General features: G+C 44.7%; 18 protein-coding genes. 11 read left to right on the forward strand and 7 right to left on the reverse strand.

Going from position 1 to position 18139, the window contains the following annotated elements; translation table 11 throughout:
* Positions 1-380: 380 nt before the first annotated feature.
* Complete coding sequence (gene rimO, locus RMO79_RS17525; protein ID WP_310484529.1) at positions 381-1697, reverse strand: 30S ribosomal protein S12 methylthiotransferase RimO; 1317 nt, start codon at positions 1695-1697, stop codon at positions 381-383.
* Between the two features lie 450 nt (positions 1698-2147).
* Here rimO and btpA point away from each other — a divergent pair, with 450 nt between their 5' ends.
* The 6 genes from btpA (at position 2148) to thiS (ending at position 7279) form a co-directional block, all read left to right on the forward strand.
* Positions 2148-2996 carry a photosystem I biogenesis protein BtpA gene (gene btpA, locus RMO79_RS17530; protein WP_310484530.1) on the forward strand — a complete coding sequence of 283 codons (849 nt, stop codon included), beginning with the start codon at positions 2148-2150 and terminating at the stop codon, positions 2994-2996.
* Positions 2997-3196: 200 nt separating this feature from the next.
* Complete coding sequence (locus RMO79_RS17535; RefSeq protein WP_310484531.1) at positions 3197-4150, forward strand: vitamin K epoxide reductase family protein; 954 nt, start codon at positions 3197-3199, stop codon at positions 4148-4150.
* 128 nt (positions 4151-4278) lie between these two features.
* On the forward strand, positions 4279-4812 hold the full coding sequence (locus RMO79_RS17540; RefSeq protein ID WP_310484533.1) for a hypothetical protein: 534 nt from the start codon (positions 4279-4281) through the stop codon (positions 4810-4812).
* 72 nt (positions 4813-4884) lie between these two features.
* Positions 4885-5784, forward strand: coding sequence for a thioredoxin domain-containing protein (locus RMO79_RS17545; RefSeq protein ID WP_310484534.1), 900 nt, complete (start codon positions 4885-4887; stop codon positions 5782-5784).
* Positions 5785-5929: 145 nt separating this feature from the next.
* Positions 5930-6988: a thiamine phosphate synthase gene (locus RMO79_RS17550; RefSeq protein WP_310484535.1), complete on the forward strand. Its 1059-nt coding sequence runs from the start codon at positions 5930-5932 to the stop codon at positions 6986-6988.
* Between the two features lie 78 nt (positions 6989-7066).
* A complete protein-coding gene (gene thiS / locus RMO79_RS17555; protein WP_310484536.1) occupies positions 7067-7279 on the forward strand; it encodes a sulfur carrier protein ThiS in 213 nt (70 codons plus the stop codon).
* A gap of 129 nt (positions 7280-7408) precedes the next feature.
* Here the strand turns inward: thiS and RMO79_RS17560 are convergent, their stop codons facing one another.
* Complete coding sequence (locus RMO79_RS17560) at positions 7409-10168, reverse strand: valine--tRNA ligase (RefSeq protein WP_310484537.1); 2760 nt, start codon at positions 10166-10168, stop codon at positions 7409-7411.
* Positions 10169-10226: 58 nt separating this feature from the next.
* Between RMO79_RS17560 and RMO79_RS17565 the strand changes: the two genes are divergently transcribed.
* Positions 10227-10643: a GxxExxY protein gene (locus RMO79_RS17565; RefSeq protein WP_310484538.1), complete on the forward strand. Its 417-nt coding sequence runs from the start codon at positions 10227-10229 to the stop codon at positions 10641-10643.
* 98 nt (positions 10644-10741) lie between these two features.
* Here the strand turns inward: RMO79_RS17565 and RMO79_RS17570 are convergent, their stop codons facing one another.
* Entirely contained in the window at positions 10742-11599 is an 858-nt protein-coding gene (locus tag RMO79_RS17570; protein ID WP_310484539.1) for a DUF72 domain-containing protein, read from the reverse strand.
* A gap of 151 nt (positions 11600-11750) precedes the next feature.
* Positions 11751-13037, reverse strand: coding sequence for a hypothetical protein (locus tag RMO79_RS17575; protein WP_310484540.1), 1287 nt, complete (start codon positions 13035-13037; stop codon positions 11751-11753).
* 132 nt (positions 13038-13169) lie between these two features.
* Here RMO79_RS17575 and RMO79_RS17580 point away from each other — a divergent pair, with 132 nt between their 5' ends.
* Complete coding sequence (locus RMO79_RS17580) at positions 13170-14699, forward strand: phosphomannomutase/phosphoglucomutase (RefSeq protein WP_396136622.1); 1530 nt, start codon at positions 13170-13172, stop codon at positions 14697-14699.
* Positions 14700-14826: 127 nt separating this feature from the next.
* Here the strand turns inward: RMO79_RS17580 and RMO79_RS17585 are convergent, their stop codons facing one another.
* Positions 14827-15255, reverse strand: a complete 429-nt coding sequence (locus tag RMO79_RS17585; RefSeq protein ID WP_310484542.1) for an MAPEG family protein — start codon at positions 15253-15255, stop codon at positions 14827-14829.
* A gap of 94 nt (positions 15256-15349) precedes the next feature.
* Here RMO79_RS17585 and RMO79_RS17590 point away from each other — a divergent pair, with 94 nt between their 5' ends.
* The gene (locus tag RMO79_RS17590) at positions 15350-16015 is read left to right on the forward strand and encodes a helix-turn-helix transcriptional regulator (RefSeq protein WP_310484543.1); all 666 of its coding nucleotides are present in this window, start codon (positions 15350-15352) and stop codon (positions 16013-16015) included.
* A gap of 7 nt (positions 16016-16022) precedes the next feature.
* On the opposite strand, the gene RMO79_RS17595 is transcribed toward RMO79_RS17590, so the two are convergent.
* Positions 16023-16148 (reverse strand): hypothetical protein, encoded by a 126-nt coding sequence (locus RMO79_RS17595; protein ID WP_310484544.1) that lies wholly within the window; start codon positions 16146-16148, stop codon positions 16023-16025.
* Between RMO79_RS17595 and RMO79_RS17600 the strand changes: the two genes are divergently transcribed.
* Positions 16149-16289 (forward strand): hypothetical protein, encoded by a 141-nt coding sequence (locus RMO79_RS17600; RefSeq protein WP_310484545.1) that lies wholly within the window; start codon positions 16149-16151, stop codon positions 16287-16289.
* Positions 16290-16332: 43 nt separating this feature from the next.
* Here RMO79_RS17600 and RMO79_RS17605 read toward each other — a convergent pair whose 3' ends face one another.
* The gene (locus RMO79_RS17605) at positions 16333-17502 is read right to left on the reverse strand and encodes an AAA family ATPase (RefSeq protein WP_310484547.1); all 1170 of its coding nucleotides are present in this window, start codon (positions 17500-17502) and stop codon (positions 16333-16335) included.
* 258 nt (positions 17503-17760) lie between these two features.
* Between RMO79_RS17605 and RMO79_RS17610 the strand changes: the two genes are divergently transcribed.
* Positions 17761-18015, forward strand: a complete 255-nt coding sequence (locus tag RMO79_RS17610) for a SemiSWEET transporter (protein ID WP_310484548.1) — start codon at positions 17761-17763, stop codon at positions 18013-18015.
* Positions 18016-18139 lie beyond the last annotated feature (124 nt).

Consider the following 18139-nt stretch of genomic DNA (forward strand, 5'->3'; position numbering starts at 1 on the left):
GCTCGGTATGATTTGAAATCGAAAATTTTAGGAGCTAATATTTAGGAATTAATCAGTATAATAACCGGGGAAAACATCGTACCCAATATGCAAACCATTCAGTGGCAGGCTGTGTGAGAATTGGCTCCAATTCTCCACCAATAAAATAAATACTAAATAGTTACAGAACGTTCGCTCGCTCGCGCTGCGGAGATTCTGCTGTGAATTGTTGTCGAATAGTCGGTCTTTTTACTGAGTTCTAGCGTCTTCGCTCCAATCCAAAATTAAAACTTAGTTTAAATCTTGAATTTAACAGTTAGTTTAGTAGCGTTCTTTTATCATGTTAATACCAAAGCTTTAAACTTGGTATTGCCGGATAACCGATCGTTATAGACTGTTTGCTAGTAAACGATCTCGCCGTGAAGATCGTAATGGTCGGCTGCGTGAATAGTAGCGGGAACGATCGATCCCAGACGGGCACTCCCACTAACATACACTACTCCGTCCACTTCTGGGGCAAATCTGGCAGATCTGCCGATTAACATTCCCGATTCGGGATGTTCTTGTTCGATCAGGACATCGACAGTTTTACCGACTTCACTTTGATTGCGTCGCAGTGAAATTGGCTGTTGAAGTTCCATAATCCCGTCGCGTCGCTCGTCCATGATTGCTTGGGGCAACTGGTTGGGCAAGGTAGCGGCGGCGGTGCCATCCTCTGCGGAGAAGGTAAAGACCCCAACATGATCGAATTCGTGCTGTCGCAAGAACGATTGCAAATGTTGGTAATGAGCGTCGGTTTCGCCAGGAAAACCGACAATCAACGTCGTCCGCATGACTGCATCGGGGAGAGCAGTTTTGAGTTGCTCGATGATGCGATCGTTTACTTGTCCTTGCCACGGACGATTCATGGCACGGAGAATTTCAGGATGGGAATGCTGTAATGGCAAGTCGAGGTAGGGCAAGATGTTCGGCGTTTCTTGCATTGCCGCGATGACTTTGGGAGTCAAGCCAGTGGGATAAGCATAATGCATCCGCACCCACGGAATATCTACTTTACCTAAAGCGCGCAGGAGTTCTGCTAGCTTTGGCGTGCCATAGATATCGAGACCGTAATTGGTGGTGATCTGAGAGATCAAGACTAGTTCTTGCACTCCTTCATCTGCCAATCTTTGGGCTTCAGCAACGATCGATTCAATCGTACGCGATCGCTGTTTCCCGCGTAAGTGAGGGATAATGCAAAAAGCACAAGCGTAATCGCAGCCTTCAGCTACACGTAAATAAGCTACACCCTCAGTTGTCGTCCGATAGCGAGGTGTATGCTCGTCAGCGATATAGGTTGGCTCTGGGGTGACTTCTACCACCCGTTCCCCACCCTGCGATCGCTCGATGACATCGACAATTTTGTGATAGTCACCACTTCCCACTACCGCTACAGCTTCGGGAATTTCTGCGAGTAATTCTGACTGAAAATGCTGCGCCATGCAGCCAGTAATTACAATCTTTTTATTGGCTTCAGCTAGTTCTACTAGCGTCTGGATCGATTCAGCTCTGGCTGCATCGATAAAGCTACAAGTGTTGACAATAACATAGTCTGCTGCGGTTTCATCCGCGTCTACTTCGTATCCTGCTTCGACTAGCAAACCTAGCATGTGTTCGCTATCGATGCGATTTTTTTCGCACCCTAAGTGCGATATTGCAATTGTTGGCTTGTTGCCCATGTAGTCTCGATCTTTCTGTCTCCAACAGTAGTGTGGCTTTCGATAAATCAGTCACCAGTTCAAACTTGGAAATGGGCTTAATCTACCCACTACTAATCTGTTGACTATGCTTAACCTAGCAAGCGCATTGCTACTTGCTGTATTTTTGAACTCTGTCGCTGTTCCACTAGAACAATATAGTACTATATCTTTACTAAATTTTCCCGATCGGGTGAGAAGCAGTATTGGCAAGTATAATTGAGTTATCCTGCTATATTTTAGCACGATGTTGCGAAATGTAAAGTAGCAAATAATGACCGATCGCCAACGAATGGCAATTGAGGAAAATTTTTTGTGAGTTACGCCAGCCTAATTGTGGATAATATAGGTGAAGATTGAGTCTTATGGTTCGGTCATGCCACAGCTTGAGTTGGCGCGGCAATCGCCATCCGCCTAGTTTAAACGCAAAACGTGAATTTACAGCAAATTTTTAACACCACTACACCAATTATTGGCGTAGTCCATCTGCTCCCCCTGCCGACTTCCGCTCGGTGGGGTGGCAGTCTCAAAGCCATTATCGATCGAGCCGAACAAGAAGCAGTCGCACTGGTTTCTGGTGGTGTCGATGGGCTGATCGTCGAGAACTTTTTCGATGCGCCGTTTCCTAAAAGCCGCGTCGATCCTGCCGTAGTCAGCACGATGACGACGATCGTTTCGCGCTTGATGCAATTAGTTTCCATCCCGATCGGGATCAATGTCTTACGCAATGATAGCCTCAGTGCGATGGCGATCGCCAGTTGCACTGGTGCGGCATTTATTAGGGTCAATGTCCTCTCTGGAGTCATGGCAACCGATCAGGGCTTAATTGAAGGCTGCGCTTACGAACTACTGCGCTACCGCCGCGAATTAGGTAGCAATGTCAAAATCATGGCGGATGTGCTGGTTAAACACGCTCAACCATTAAGTTCTAGCGATCTGACTACTGCCGTACGCGAAACAATCGATCGGGGGCTAGCAGACGCGATAATTCTATCGGGAGCTGTCACGGGCAGTCCCCCAAGTCTAGATGATTTGCAGCAGGCTAAAGCCGCTGCTGGCAGCACGCCCATTATCATTGGCAGCGGTGCAGACTATCATAATATTAATAGCCTGATGCAATTTGCCGACGGGGCGATCGTGTCGAGTTCGCTCAAACGTCAAGGTAAAATCGAGAACTCAATCGACCCCATCCGCGTCAGTCAATTTGTCGAAACACTTCGTCAAGATATTGCAAATCGATCGGTACAACGCGCGATCGATTCGATGAAAATTCACAAATAGGGAATAGGGAATAGCGAAAAGTGCTTTTCAAGACAAGGAACAGTGAACGGAAAGTATATAGAGCTGGCTCTGGTATGTATTTTAGGTAAGTTGCCAACACTATTTGTTCCAAAATTCACAGTTACAGTCATCTAAGAGGTAAATTATCCCCTATCCCCTATCCCCTATCCTCTACCCCCTATCCCCTATCCCCAATTTTTATGAAACGTCGTCAAGTTCCCTGGATTTATCAATACTCACGATTGCTGATTGGAGCGACTGCGATTTTAGGCATTTGTGTAACTGCTTACCTGACATGGGTAAAACTTAGCAACAACGGCATATGCGGCTCCGAAGGCTGTCAGATCGTGCTGGCTAGTCCCTTTGCAAATGTTGGTAATTTTCCCCTGACTGGTTTGGGGTTATTGAGTTATGTTGCTGTAGCGGTGATGGCATTTGCACCGACATTAGTCGATCCCAAAACAAATAAAGCAACACACAATCAGCTCAATAATCTGACGTGGCTGGGGTTGTTTTTAGCTGGCGCAGGATTGTCGGTATTTAGCGGTTATTTGATGTATTTACTAGCATTTGTCATCAAAGCAGCCTGTCCATTTTGTATCGCATCAGCGATATTTACATTTGTAATTTTTGGACTGACAATATTTGGTCGGGACTGGGAAGATGTCGGACAGCTCTTCTTTTCTGGTACAGCAGCGGCTCTGGGCGCGGTGCTAGTATCGCTAGTACTCTACAATACCGCAATCGGTGGTGGTGGCGAAATTACTGCACTGGCTCCGATTACCGATCCCGAACGGGGCATCGGTTGGGAAATTAAATCGACATCTGGTGCTGCGGAAGTCGAATTGGCTACACACCTGACGCAGCAAGGAGCCAAGATGTATAGTGCTTACTGGTGTCCTCATTGTTACGAACAAAAACAATTATTCGGCAAAGAAGCTTGGGATCGAGTTACCAATATCGAATGTGCTGCTGATGCTAAAAAGAATCCGCAGCCAGAACTGTGCGCGAAAGCGGGTGTTAAAGGATTTCCCACTTGGGAAGTTAACGGCAAATTATTAGATGGGGGAATCAAAAAACTAGCAAAACTCGCTGAGTTGACTGGATACAAAGGTACTACAGGATTTAAGTACGATAAATTAGTCCGTCAATAATCCCGAACTGTAAAGCTATGAGGCGATCTTGCCAGTATTTTGAGTAATTGTAACGTGGTAAAACTTGTGCGAATGCCACAAATAGTTTATATGTTATGAAATTGCTCATCGTAGTTCGATTCTATTTTATGCTGACAAAAGTACGGTTATTTCGATCGACGATCGCAACATCCATCGCGCTAGCGATCGGTAGTATGGCGATTCCCCTGGCTACAGTTCGAGCCAACCCATCGATCCCCACCAGCGACAACGCCATTTTAGCTAGGCAGGTAATCACCAATAACACGGCTAAGCCATATAGTAATAGCCCTAAATCTTTAGTCGCTGCCGAACCGCAAATAGAGACGGTTTCCGGCATAGCCGAGACGCAGCTAGTCGAATATTTGGTAGCTAATAAGATCGAGTTTTATGGTGCTTACTGGTGTTCTCATTGTCAGAAACAAAAGTCATTGTTTGGTGCCACTGCTGCGGCAAAATTACTCTATGTCGAATGTGCAGCCGATGGGGAAAATTCCCAAAGGCAGTTATGTAAAGATAAGAATATTCAAATGTTTCCCACTTGGGTAATTCGTGGTAAATATTTTACTGGCACTAAAGATTTAAAAGAGATTGCGACTTTGACAGGTTATAAAGGTAAAATGAATTTCAAATATCGCAAATAGCCCTGAATTTGCTATTCGTTGGCGGAGCCTATATGCTGGATAATCGCATTAACATTACCCCGATATCTAAATATGAATTACTTACTTAGCTTGTGGCGGTTTCCGATTTTATCACTGTTACTATCATCATTGTTTTTAGGTGCTTTGCCCGTCCGTGCCGAATCGATATCGACATCGAATCAAACGCTGGATCGACAAGTGGATAAATCTTCAGCGCAGCCACTACAAACGAGAATTGCGCTCGATCGATTAAACGATCTAGAACTTAACCCCACCCAGATACCGACTAAAATCGCAATCGACCAATCGGTAAAAGTCAGCCCCCAATTAGAAAAACAAATTCTAGAAGTCATCCGCCGCAATCCGGCTGTCATGCTAGAAGTATTGCAAAAATACGCACTCGAACAACAAGCCAAAGAACAAAAAGCTCAAGCCGCCGCATTAAAATTGGCGCGCAAAGACACCAAATCATTTATTGGCGATTCACCCACAACTGGAGCTAGCAATCGTCAGATTGTCATGGTCGCATTTTCAGATTTTCAATGTCCATATTGTGCCACTGCCGATAAAAGTGTCAAACAGTTTATGGCAAAACATAAAGATAAAGTTACCCTAGTTTATAAATACTTCCCCCTCACTCAAATTCATCCCGAAGCTCTCCCCGCCGCGCGTGCTGCTTGGGCAGCTAACAAACAAGGTAAATTCTGGGAATATCATGATGCCTTGTATACCAATCAAGCTAAACTAGGTGAAGCCTTTTATGTCGAAACTGCAACTAGTCTCAAATTAGATCTTAATAAATTTAATGCCGATCGCAAAATTGCCGATAACGCGATCGTTGAAGACTTTAAACTAGGACGCAAACTCGGTATCGACGGTACACCCACTTTTATTATCAACGGCGAAGTCGTCACAGGTGCCGCATCTCTAGCCGATTTAGAAAAAGCCCTAGCGCAAGTTGGTAAAAAATAGGCTTTAGGCTTTAGGTATTAGGCTTTAGGTTTTAGGGGTAAAGGGTCAAGGGTAAGGGGTAAAGGGAAATAAATATCTTCTTTGTCCCCCCGTCACCCAGTCCCCCCGTCACCCAGTCACCCAGTCCCCTCCCCCCACACTCCCTATGCTCGACACCTCCCTCGCCTCAATCCAACCTGCTGTATGGCGAATTTTGGATGCGAATTTCGATCGAGCGCGGGAGGGATTGCGAATTATCGAAGAATGGTGCAGGTTTGCGCTAAATAATAGCGCGCTGGCGAGTGAATGCAAGCAGATGCGTCAAGAATTGGGGATGTGGCATACGCCAGAAATTCGCTCCGCACGAGACACTTCTGGAGATGTCGGTACCGCGCTGAGTCATCCACGCGAAGAACAGCGTACGGGAATCGAGCAACTGCTTCAAGCCAACTTGTGTCGAATCCAAGAAGCATTGCGAGTACTGGAAGAATATGGCAAACTTTACTCGCCCAACCTCAGTAGCGGCTGCAAGCAGATGCGGTATCGGGTGTATACATTAGAGAGCAACTTACTCGCCTATCGCCGCCGCCAACTGCTAACTAGTGCCAAGTTATATCTGGTTACCGCTCCCAGTCCAGATTTACTCCCCCGCGTCGAAGCAGCACTACAGGGGGGATTGACTTTAGTGCAATATCGTGATAAGCAAGCCAACGATATCGATCGATTGGCGATCGCGCGGCAAATGTGCCAACTCTGTCATAATTATGGGGCGTTATTCATTCTCAACGATCGAGTAGATCTGGCTCTGGCTGTCGATGCCGATGGGGTGCATTTGGGTCAGCAAGACGTGTCGATCGCACTGGCGAGGCAAATCCTCGGATCGCAGCGGATCGTCGGTAAATCGACCACTAACCCCTCAGAAATGGCTCAAGCAATTAAAGAAGGTGCCGACTATATCGGCGTGGGGCCAGTTTATGAAACGCCAACAAAAGCGGGTAAAGCAGCAGCAGGATTAGAATACGTTCAACATGCTGCTAAGAATGCCACCATACCGTGGTTTGCGATCGGCGGCATCGATAATACTAATATAGATGATGTCCTCCAAGCTGGCGCACCTGCGATCGCGATCGTGCGGGCGATTATGAATTCCGAGACTCCCACTCAAGCGGTACAATCTTGTCTGGCAATGTTAAATCGAGTCCCGCAGTTAGGTAGTAGGGGTTAGGTATTCAGTATGCCTACGGCAGGCTATCGCCAACGGCTGTCGCTCACTGACCGGGATTAGGTATTAGGTTTTAGGTATATGATGGAGTCGATCGAGTTACAAGTTAATGGTGAAAATCGTACCTGTTTGCCACAAACAACTTTACCCCAATTACTCGTAGAAATGGGGCTAAATCCTCGGCTCTTGGCAGTAGAATACAATGGTGAAATTTTGCATCGTCAGTTTTGGGATGAGACAGAGATTAAAGCTAACGATCGATTAGAAATTGTCACGATCGTTGGCGGGGGTTAGAGAATGTTTTAGAAGTAAGATTAGCATTCGTAAACCCTGGAAAATCCCCCGAACCCCCTTAAAAAGCTTGCTCAGATCCGGATCTTAGTCTCCCTTTTTGAGGGAAATTTAATGACTAAAATCGCGCTGTTAGAATTGGTTTAATCTTGCTTGTAAAATCTCTTGTTGTTTTTGGGCTTCGACTAAACTATCTTGAGTTGCCCGAACTACTTCTGGTGTCGCGCGTTCGATAAATTTAGCATTGTTTAATTTACCGTTAATCGATTCGATTTCTTTATTTATTTTATCGATCTTCTTCTGAATTTTGGCTTTAAAAGCTTCGAGATCTACTACACCTGTTAGTGGTAAAATAATTTGGACGGTAGCAAAGACACTCGCGATCGATCTGGTTGGTTCTTCAGTTAATTTATCGACAATGGTAAGCTGTTCGATCTGCGCTAAATCACATAGATAAGTTTTCCCACGTTCTAATATTTCTCGCTCGGCTGTACTATCGCTTTGGAGAATAATTGAGACTTTAATCGCGCGTTTGAGATCTGCTTCGGCGCGGAGATTGCGGATAGTGCGTGTCACGCCGATGAGCAGATCGAATTCGCGATCGAGTTCAGGATTAATTAAGCTAGGATCGCTAGTAGGATAAGGTTGAATCGAGATATCTCCTGTTCCCCCATGTTCGAAGGGGGTTAGTGGGGATTCCGACTGCGTTAACGTTTGCCAAATTTCCGCCGTAATGTGTGGCATAAATGGATGCAATAATTTTAAGATGCCATCCAAAATCAAGGCTAGGGTTTGCAGCACGACTAATTTACTAGTCGGCTCTGCATCTTCTTGCAATCGCGATTTAACTAGCTCGATATACCAGTCGCAGAAGTCACCCCAAAAGAATTCATATAAACCTTTAGTTGCTTCGCCTAAAGCATATCGATCGATATTATCGCTCGTTTGTCGGACAGTTTGATGGAAGCGGGATAAAATCCATTTATCGGCTACTTCTAAAGATTCGGTGGCTGGCGTTGCGAGGGTTACCAGATCGAATTTAAATTCGGATGTCTCAAAATTCATCATTACAAATCGCGCCGCATTCCAGATTTTATTCGTGAAATTACGACTGGCTTCGACAGATTCCGATTCGTCGGTTTTGCGGTTATATTGAATCCGAATATCTTGTCCCGCGCCGACTACTTCGCGGACTAAAGTATAGCGCAGCGCATCGGTACCGTATTTATCGATTAGCAATAAGGGATCGATCCCATTATTAGATGACTTCGACATCTTCTTACCATTTTCATCCAGAACTAAGCCGTGGATGTAGACATTCTCAAACGGCATTTTTCCCGTCAAATATCCAGACATCATCGTCATCCGTGCCACCCAGAAGAAAATAATATCGAAGCCAGTAACTAATGTCGATGTGGGATAATACATCTCTAAATCGGCAGTATTTTCCGGCCAACCTAAAGTCGAGAACGGCCATAATCCTGACGAAAACCAAGTATCTAACACATCGGGATCGCGAACTAATTTTACATCTGCACCAAATTGCGCGATCGCATTTACTCGTGCTTCCTCTTCATTTTTAGCCACAAAAAATGGCGTGTTATCTGTTATCTCCCCACCAGATTCGCTGACAGCATACCAAGCCGGAATCTGATGTCCCCACCACAATTGCCGTGAGATGCACCAATCTTGCAATTTAACCAACCAATCCCGATATACTTTTCCCCAGCGTTGCGGGACGAATTCGGGGGAATTCTGGTTGTCTAAATGCTCCAGACAGTTATCCGCCATCGGGCGAATTTTGACAAACCATTGAGTCGATAATAAAGGTTCGATCGGCACTTTACCCCGATCGCTATAAGGTACGGTATGCTTATAAGCTTCGATCTTAACTAAATTACCCAGTTCTTCTAATTTTGCAACTACATTACGTCGGGCTGCAAAGCGTTCTTGCCCGTTAAATTCGCCAGCATTCTCATTGAGAGTGCCGTCTTTATTCATAATATTAATTAACGGTAAATCGTGACGCTTGCCCATCGCAAAATCATTGAGATCGTGAGCGGGTGTTACCTTCACGCAACCAGTTCCAAATTCAGCCTCGACAAAATCATCACCGACAATGGGAATATCTCTGCCAATAATCGGTAAGTTAACCGTTTTTCCAATCAGATGTTTATATCTTTCATCTTTAGGATTCACCGCAACAGCAGTATCGCCCAACATCGTTTCCGGGCGCGTAGTGGCCACTTCAATAAATCCCGAACCATCGCTTAACGGATAACGGAAATACCACAAATTCCCATTGGTTTCCTTATTCTCTACCTCCAAATCCGCTATCGCCGATTGCGAAGCTGGACACCAATTGACTAAATACTGCCCTCGATAAATCATCCCATCTTTGTGAAGCCGCACGAACGCCTCTAATACCGCCGCAGACAGCCCCTCATCCAACGTAAACCGTTCCCGCGTCCAATCTGCCGAAACACCCATCCGCTTGAGCTGATTGACAATCGTACCGCCAGACTCCACCTTCCATTCCCAGGCGCGCTCTAAAAATTTCTCGCGTCCAACATCATACCGCGTCTTACCCTCAGCCTTGAGCTGCTTCTCTAGAATCGTCTGTACCGCAATACTGGCATGATCCGTACCGGGGAGATAGAGCGTATTATCCCCGCACATCCGATGATACCGAATCAGCGCATCGATTAGCGACTGTTCAAACGCATGTCCCAAGTGCAAACTCCCCGTCACGTTTGGCGGCGGAATGACGATACAGAAAGGTTTTCCACCTTTAGCCGGATCGACTTTATAGGTTTGGTTGGTGTCCCAAATCTGTTGCCATTTGGCTTCGGTTGTCTTTGCGTCGTACTGGGGGGGTAGATTAGCTGTCATGGGATGCATAATGTTGGCACTCTAATATAATTGTGCCATAGGGAAGGGAGTAAGAAATATGGATGATATGGATTTAGGAAAATTAAACCGCAGAGGCGCAGAGAGCGCAGAGGTAAGAGAATTGAGCTATGGGGTGATTGGTGCGGCGATGGAGGTACACAGAGTTTTAGGTGCAGGATTTTTAGAGTCGGTGTATGCGGATGCTTTAGCATTTGAATTAGAACATCGTCAGATTCAGTTTGAACGAGAAGTTGAAGTTTCAGTTAATTACAAAGGTAGAAAAGTTGGCACAGGTAGAATGGATTTAGTTATTGATGACACAATTATTATCGAATTAAAAGCCGTTGAAAATTTACGACCCGTCCATGATGCTCAAGTAATTTCCTACCTTAAAATGACCGGATATCCTCTCGGACTCCTAATTAACTTCAACGTTCCACTCTTAAAAGAAGGCATCCGTCGCCTCATCCTCTAACAATAAACCTCTCTGCGCTCTCTGCGCCTCTGCGGTTAAAAAAAGATCCAAATTATGGAACCTACAAGCGTTATTATTTACGTAATGGATCGGGAAAATCAAAACAAATTCAATTGCACAGGTGAATCATCGCTAAATGGAGGTGGTAATGGCGCAAGTGAAATACCCGATGATACTAATACCTCATGCAAATAACGCGCATTAATCGGCGATTTTACCTCGATCGGACAATGCACGAACATATATACTTGAGTATCCTGCTGCAACCAGATTTTAACTTGCTTTGCCCAGCCATTCAACCAAATTTGATTTGCCGATCGCACGGGATGAGAAACATACCGAATTAAACTAAAAGGTGCTGTCAGTGTCAAGTCAATTGGTACGCGCGGTTTTTTACAGGCGATCGCAACTTCCCCGCTTTTATCTGCCTCATAAATCGGTCTAGAATCGAGGATAACTCGTCCGATACCCAATTTAGTCAACAACTCATTTAACCGCTCTCGATGGGGCGAATCGAACCAATCTAGATGTCGAACTTCGAGGGCGAGCGAGACATCTCGATCCGATAATGCAGTTAGAAATGCTGTTAAGTCTGCAAATCCTTCGCTGGGTGCATAGTTGGGTGGTAACTGAATAAACATCACTCCTAATTTGTCGCCTAATTCTTGCATTTGAGTAATAAATGCTTGCGCCTGAAGTAGGTAGGGTACGAGTAATCCGTTGTGAGTAATCGCACGCGGAAACTTGAGACAAAATTTGAATCCTGGCGGAGTTTGAGCGATCCATCGATCGATTGCCGCTCGATCTGGGATAGCATAAAAAGTGGTATTACCTTCGACGGCTGGGAAATGGTTGCTATATACGCGCAAAAATTCTTTGGCTGGTGTTTTGGGTGGATAAATTTCACCAATCCAACCAGGATAAGACCAAATAGCACAACCGATTGAAATAGGCATAGTTACTTTAGTGGATAGTGAATAATGGATAGTGAGTACTACCTTCCTGCTCAAACAATATACATTAGCTTCTTTATGCCCTCTGCGCTCTCTGCGCCTCTGCGGTTAAATTAACATCAAAATAGAATCTCACAAATAATTCGGAAACATTTTAATTCTGGTTTTTACCGTACGTAACCTTAATTTCTTCAATCAGATCGTAGAGTAAAGATTCAATTTTGACGATCGTTTGTCCGCGTTGCATTTCATCGCCGATCGATTTAGTCAGATTCTCGGCGAGGCGACGACTGAGTTTGCTACTATCGGGGTCTTCCATGACTTTGGTGAGGGCGGTATAAATCGATGCCGAAATTTCTTTAACGGCTCGATCGATCGCCTGAGCGGGCAATTCACCGATGCCTGGGAGCATTTTAAGATTGCGATAAGCGGGAGATTCTAATAAGGCTTTTTGAAACAAGTGTCTGAAAATTGCTTCTAAATCTGGTTGAATTTTAGGAATCACTCGATAGATGACGATTTCTAAAATTATTTCGATTAAGACTTCAACTTCATTAATATTATTGAGATCTACATGGGGAGTATTGAGATAACCTCGCACGACTCGAACGATTTGTCCGGTTCTTAATGCCGACTGAGTTTGCTCTAATACTTCAATTACTACTGTTTCGGTGAGTTCGGTGGCAATTTGACCGACAAATAAGCGATTTAGTTCTGTTTTTACGATGTCGAGATTTATTAATTTGGCTTGATGCCATCGAATGATAACTGGAACTACTCGCAGTAGTTGAATGAATGGTAAAATTAAAATTAGATCGTACCAGCGGCGGACGATCGCTTGTTGCCAACTCAGTCTGCGATTATGACGGCATAGGTAAAAAATTCTACCGATTAATTCAATAGTAAAAATACCGATAAAAATAATATCGATCTGCCAAAAGTTATCGACATAATCGCCAGATTCATTTAAGCGTCGATAATAGTTAGTGACAATTAATGGCTTAATCTTGCGATCGTAAAATTGAATTTCTTTATGCCAGCCTGCTGTGGTTAAATATTTCTGACTCCAGAATGTTTGAAAGGCACCTTTAGCCGATGGATTTTGAACGCGATCGCGAACTTCATTTTTAATTTTTTCTAAATTGCCTGTTTTCCCGGCTACTTGAAACGGATTATTTTGAATTAGACTGACGCTAAGAGTATCTAATTCTTGGAGCCAGCTTTGAGTTTGAGCCGAGGCTAATCCACTTTGTGCTACTGTCAGTTTGAGTTGTTCGACGGCGTTGAGATAACGCTCGGTTTCGCGATTGGGTTCGACACCTTTAACTGGATCGTAGGCTCGGACGATCGCCGGGATATTTCGGAAGTAAAAACTGCGCCAAGATAGATAAGTAAAGTCAAATATTGCTACGATTAAACCGATCGAGGCAATTATAGCCATCAATCTCTCAAACCACAAGTTCTTACGCGCGATCGGCGAAAACACCAAAAGATTTTATAAAGTATGCAGGTTACTTTACTTATTTTAGAGTACTTTAGCTATACATACGGAAAATAGCGGGTGTTACTCCAAATGGCGATCGATCGAGATTTTAACTGGAAGAAGCTGCAAAATGGCTCGGATATTCGCGGGATTGCCCTAGAAGGTGTCGAAAACGAACGTGTCAATCTTACCCCGGAAGTCGCTAAAATTCTCGGACAAGCCTTTGCTACCTGGCTCTGTGGCAAGGTAAATAAACCCAGTACCGAGTTAATTGTAGCAGTAGGACGCGATAGCCGCTTATCGGGGCCAGCAATTATGCAAGCCACGCTCGACGGGATTACCTCCATCGGTGCTGCGGCGAATGATTTTGCAATGGCTTCGACTCCAGCGATGTTTATGAGTACCATCACGCCTGGATTTGAGTGCGATGGCGCGATTATGCTCACAGCCAGTCATTTACCATTCAATCGGAATGGATTGAAGTTTTTTACCGCGCAAGGTGGTTTAGAAAAGCAAGATATTACCGATATTTTAGCGTTAGCGGCAACTAATAAATTCGAGCTGGCAGCAGTAAAAGGGAACGTTACCGATCGCGATTTTATGTCGGTATATGCTAACCAATTTGTCGAAAAAATTCGTCAATCTGTCAACCATCCGACTAATTTCGAGCGTCCGTTAGCCGGACTAAAAATTATCGTCGATGCTGGTAATGGTGCGGGTGGTTTTTATGTCGATCGGGTATTGCAACCATTAGGTGCAGATACCACTGGGAGCCAATTTCTAGATCCCGATGGAACTTTTCCCAACCACGTTCCCAACCCTGAAGATCCGGCAGCAATGGCAGCAATTTGTCAAGCGGTAATTAAACACAAAGCAGATTTTGGCATAATTTTTGATACCGATGTCGATCGATCTGCGGCGGTAGATAGCAGTGGTAAAGAACTCAATCGCAATCGCTTAATCGGCTTAATTAGTGCAATCGTTTTACAAGAATATCCACACTCTACAATCGTGACTGATTCGATTACTTCGGATGGATTGACACAATTTATCGAGCAAGATTTAGGCGGCATTCATCATCGGTTTAAACGCGGTTATAAGAATGTTATTAATGAGTCGATCCGACTGAATAAGGAGGGTAAAGAGTCGTGGGTAGCGATCGAAACTTCGGGACATGCGGCGATGAAAGAAAACCACTTTCTCGACGATGGTGCTTATTTAGTTACCAAACTATTAATCGAACTGACTAAATCTCGATTAGCTGGTAAATTGTTAACCGATCTCATTGCCAATCTTCAAGAACCAGCAGAAAGTCAAGAATTACGAATTAAAATTAATACCGAAGACTTTCAAGCGCATGGCAATAGTGTAATCGATCGATTGCAAACATTTGCAGCCAGTCAAGCCGACTGGAAGATCGTGCCGAATAATTATGAAGGGGTGCGGATTGCTTGCAGATCTGAGAGTGAAGCTGGTTGGTTCTTGCTGCGACTATCTCTCCACGATCCGGTGATGCCATTAAATATCGAATCGAATGTAGCTGGTGGTGTCGCTCGAATTAAGCAACGATTGTTAGCATTTTTAACAACTCAGGAATCGTTAGATTTAAGTGCTTTCTAAGAAATGAGGCTTAAATAACTTGCAATTCCTCCTTTAGTAGGGGCAAGTCATGAATTGCCCCTACTAAAGGTTGCACGTCGGTTTGCAGATTGCTTGAAAAAGTTAATGACTGTGAGAATAGATCTGACTAATTACTAATATGGACAAATGCGGCTCGAATTGCCATAAACCAGACTGCTAACGTGGAAAATAAGTATAAATAAAACCGCAGCATCACTTTATTAAATGTACAGTGAACTATACTATGCAGGACGCGAAATCCAAAGAAGATCCAAGCTGCATTTACATACACTATATCTACCTGCTGCTCGATCGATAGGTAGAGAACTAGTACGTAAAAAAGGATGGGAATCTCGAATAAATTCTTGAAATTATCTGATGGATTGGATACACTAGGTGGCGAGATTTGGGCTAGTTTGCCAGGGATTGCTAACTCGCCAGGACTGAGTTTGCTGCTGGTAATAAAAGTAATTCGGCGAATGTACATGTACACCCACACAATTAGTGTCAGCAGCAGTGTGGCAAAGAAGGGGCTAAATATTGCCGATTGGTTCATATCGGTGTAGCGATCGCGATAGAGTGGATAGTGTCTATACTAGAAGCGAACAGCAATCGCGGATAGTCCTCGATCGGGTACTCTTTTGGATAGTATGACTAGTTCTTTACAGGTTTTATTTGAAGATATCGATAAAGTTAAAGATCGACGATATTTACGAGCGCAACTCGTACCCAAAGTTGGCGAACATTTTGCCGCCACCAGAGCAGGGATTTTTTTCTTCGACGAGCTTTCGGAGCTAAATCCCAATCTTCAAAAGATTTTAAATGTCGCCTTATCGATCGAACATAATCCCGTCGCCCGTTATCTCTCCGAGCATCACGCGCCCGTACATGAAGAATTAGTGACATCGCCCAAAATTTGGAGCGCGATTTGTCCTCGCGCCGATCATTGGCATGTGATGGCGGGGCCGATCGTCAGTCGTGGTAAATTAGTAGGTGCGGTGGGTTGTACTCGCGAAAAGTCGATGTCTGCTTTCGATCCGCAAAATTTAGCCGATCTGAGTGGCATCTGTTTGCATTTATCGATTTGGGCGGCGACAGCCAGATCGCAACCTCACTTTTTAAAAACCAATCGATTAACACCGCGCGAATTACAAATTGTCGAATTAGTTGCTTTAGGGCGCACGAATGCCGAAATCGGCACCGAATTGTGGATTACCGAAAATTCGGTCAAGCAGGCTTTAAAGCGGATGTTTCGCAAGCTAGAAGTATCATCTCGTGCGGAAATGGTGGCGCAACTTTCTACCATGCAATCTTAATCGATTGTTAGCTTTCAACTTTTAGTAAATCTTCAATTTTGCTCAGACTTGCCGGATCTAGATACTGTTGGTTATTGGTAACAACCGATCGCAGAAAACTACTCACGCGATCGTCTTCGAGCGACCAAACCACATGTGGATTGCCGTAACCGCACTCACGATCTCAATTATGAGTGCGGTTACGGCATTTTTTTCCCATTCTGTCATTCCAGCAATTACGATAACGATCGCGATGTTTTTGACGCTGGCAATCTACAATTGGCGATCGCGTTAGTAATTCTAGCAACAACGAAGTAAAAGATTAATGCGGATGTCGTTCAATCTATAACTTGAAGCTCTGCAAAATCGCAATTAAATACCGCTGCCTCAGCACTATCCTGACGCTGAAGATAATTTTGCCAAGCAGCAGGTGAAACTCGATAATTACCCAACTGCTGACCGATTTTTGCGGCTAAATTGGGATCGGGAAAGAAACATAAAAACATCTTGGCACAACTTTGGGCACTTAAATAACCTAGCTCGAACGATCGATCGCACCTACCCGGACGAATCAGAGCGGGATCGAGCTGTTCGCGATGATTGGTTGTCAAGATGGTAATGCTGCCTTCGACGGCTCCCGCGCCATCGAGGGTGTTTAGAAGCGCGCTAAATGAGAGCGCGCCTAATGGCTTGCGCCCTGTAAAGACACTATCGATATCTTCTAATGCAACGATCGAAGTCGCAGTAATTTCCGACCAAGCCCGCAGGAGCGCACTATCATCCATATCGGTCAAGGAAAGCGATACAAGCTGCCGACCATAAAAACTAGCGATCGCTTGAATTAGCGAGCTTTTACCCGTACCTGGGGGGCCGTAGAGCAGATATCCGCGCCGCCAAGGAATCCCCCGCTGCCGATAAAGATCCCGACTGTGGAGGAATCGATCGAGATCGCCGAATAGTTCGGTTTCGGTGATGGTATCTAGAGCTAAAGTTGCCCTGTTCCGCTTGGTTTGAGTCCGGACGATCGAAATTGTCCCACCAATCAGCCTGACGATTAATGGTGCCTCGATATTGTAATTATTCTCGATTTTGGTCAGCCATGCCAGCAGTTGCGGCTGCCACCAGCGTAATGTCGCTAAGGTCAGGAGCTGGGTATTTTGTAAATCGGTGACCTTGACATCGTGGCGGTGGATGCCGATATATGCGCCCTGAGAACCTACGCCAATCCAACCCGCACGCGGTTGGAGTCTGGTTTTGAGCGTCGGTGATTCGATCGCGGGCGGTACTAATGGGGTCGAAGTATAGATAAGTTCGCTAAAGTCATACACTTTGCCTGTCCGTTCTAATTCCCAACAAATTGCACTATAAATCGGATTGGTGTCAGCGATCGTAATTTGACATAACAATCGTTGCAATCCAAACCGAACGATAAGTTTGAGTAAGTCGCCGCCATATCGAATGACTAATCCGCCCAAAAATAGCCAAATCGGGTCGAGACTATTAAACATATTTTATTGAAAAGAGTGGATGGCGATCGGACACCAAGTACTCCAGCTAAAAATTGCTGGCTTTAGTTAGAGAGTCTCGCGATCGATACCCAATTTTCTTAGTTTATCATCTAGTTTATTGTTATCGATCTCCACTTGTGGGCGAGTGCAAGATTTTGTGAATAAAACCGCCGATAATAAAATGCGGCAGGGATTGGCACGATCGAGGAAGATTGTGATAAATCGGGCTTTATTGATACTTACAGGAGCAAATTAATTATGGCATCGATCGATCTCGTCGGTTATTTAGCGGCAACGCTGACAACGGCAGCTTTTTTGCCTCAAGTCGTGCAGGTTTGGCAGTCCAAATCCACGAAGGATCTATCTTTGCCAACTTTGCTATCTTTTATTGCGGGAGTTTCGATGTGGCTGATTTATGGTTTGTTAGTTAAAAGTGCTCCAATAATTAGCGCAAATGCAGTTACTTTAGTTCTGAATTTAGTAATTCTCCGGTTTAAACTTAAATATGGATAAAGCGATTTCTTTAACCGCACTTATTTTCTCGAAATAAAGTCTAGCTGAGAGGGTGTCTGAAAAGCGTAGATCTAAATCCCCCCAACCCCCTTAAAAAGCGGATGCGCGTTCGTCGGGTCTCCCG

Source organism: Chamaesiphon sp. VAR_48_metabat_403 (assembly GCF_031422475.1).
Lineage (GTDB): Bacteria > Cyanobacteriota > Cyanobacteriia > Cyanobacteriales > Chamaesiphonaceae > Chamaesiphon.

Coding starts and splice junctions, on each gene's coding strand:
- RMO79_RS17610 (WP_310484548.1), top strand. CDS start 17,761: ATGGCATCGATCGATCTCGTCGGTTATTTAGCGGCAACGCTGACAACG.
- RMO79_RS17585 (WP_310484542.1), bottom strand. CDS start 15,255: ATGAACCAATCGGCAATATTTAGCCCCTTCTTTGCCACACTGCTGCTG.
- RMO79_RS17575 (WP_310484540.1), bottom strand. CDS start 13,037: ATGGCTATAATTGCCTCGATCGGTTTAATCGTAGCAATATTTGACTTT.
- RMO79_RS17540 (WP_310484533.1), top strand. CDS start 4,279: ATGCTGACAAAAGTACGGTTATTTCGATCGACGATCGCAACATCCATC.
- RMO79_RS17570 (WP_310484539.1), bottom strand. CDS start 11,599: ATGCCTATTTCAATCGGTTGTGCTATTTGGTCTTATCCTGGTTGGATT.
- RMO79_RS17565 (WP_310484538.1), top strand. CDS start 10,227: ATGGATGATATGGATTTAGGAAAATTAAACCGCAGAGGCGCAGAGAGC.
- RMO79_RS17600 (WP_310484545.1), top strand. CDS start 16,149: ATGTGGATTGCCGTAACCGCACTCACGATCTCAATTATGAGTGCGGTT.
- RMO79_RS17545 (WP_310484534.1), top strand. CDS start 4,885: ATGAATTACTTACTTAGCTTGTGGCGGTTTCCGATTTTATCACTGTTA.
- RMO79_RS17535 (WP_310484531.1), top strand. CDS start 3,197: ATGAAACGTCGTCAAGTTCCCTGGATTTATCAATACTCACGATTGCTG.
- rimO (WP_310484529.1), bottom strand. CDS start 1,697: ATGGGCAACAAGCCAACAATTGCAATATCGCACTTAGGGTGCGAAAAA.
- RMO79_RS17590 (WP_310484543.1), top strand. CDS start 15,350: ATGACTAGTTCTTTACAGGTTTTATTTGAAGATATCGATAAAGTTAAA.
- RMO79_RS17605 (WP_310484547.1), bottom strand. CDS start 17,502: ATGTTTAATAGTCTCGACCCGATTTGGCTATTTTTGGGCGGATTAGTC.
- RMO79_RS17550 (WP_310484535.1), top strand. CDS start 5,930: ATGCTCGACACCTCCCTCGCCTCAATCCAACCTGCTGTATGGCGAATT.
- thiS (WP_310484536.1), top strand. CDS start 7,067: ATGATGGAGTCGATCGAGTTACAAGTTAATGGTGAAAATCGTACCTGT.
- RMO79_RS17580 (WP_396136622.1), top strand. CDS start 13,170: ATGGCGATCGATCGAGATTTTAACTGGAAGAAGCTGCAAAATGGCTCG.
- RMO79_RS17560 (WP_310484537.1), bottom strand. CDS start 10,168: ATGACAGCTAATCTACCCCCCCAGTACGACGCAAAGACAACCGAAGCC.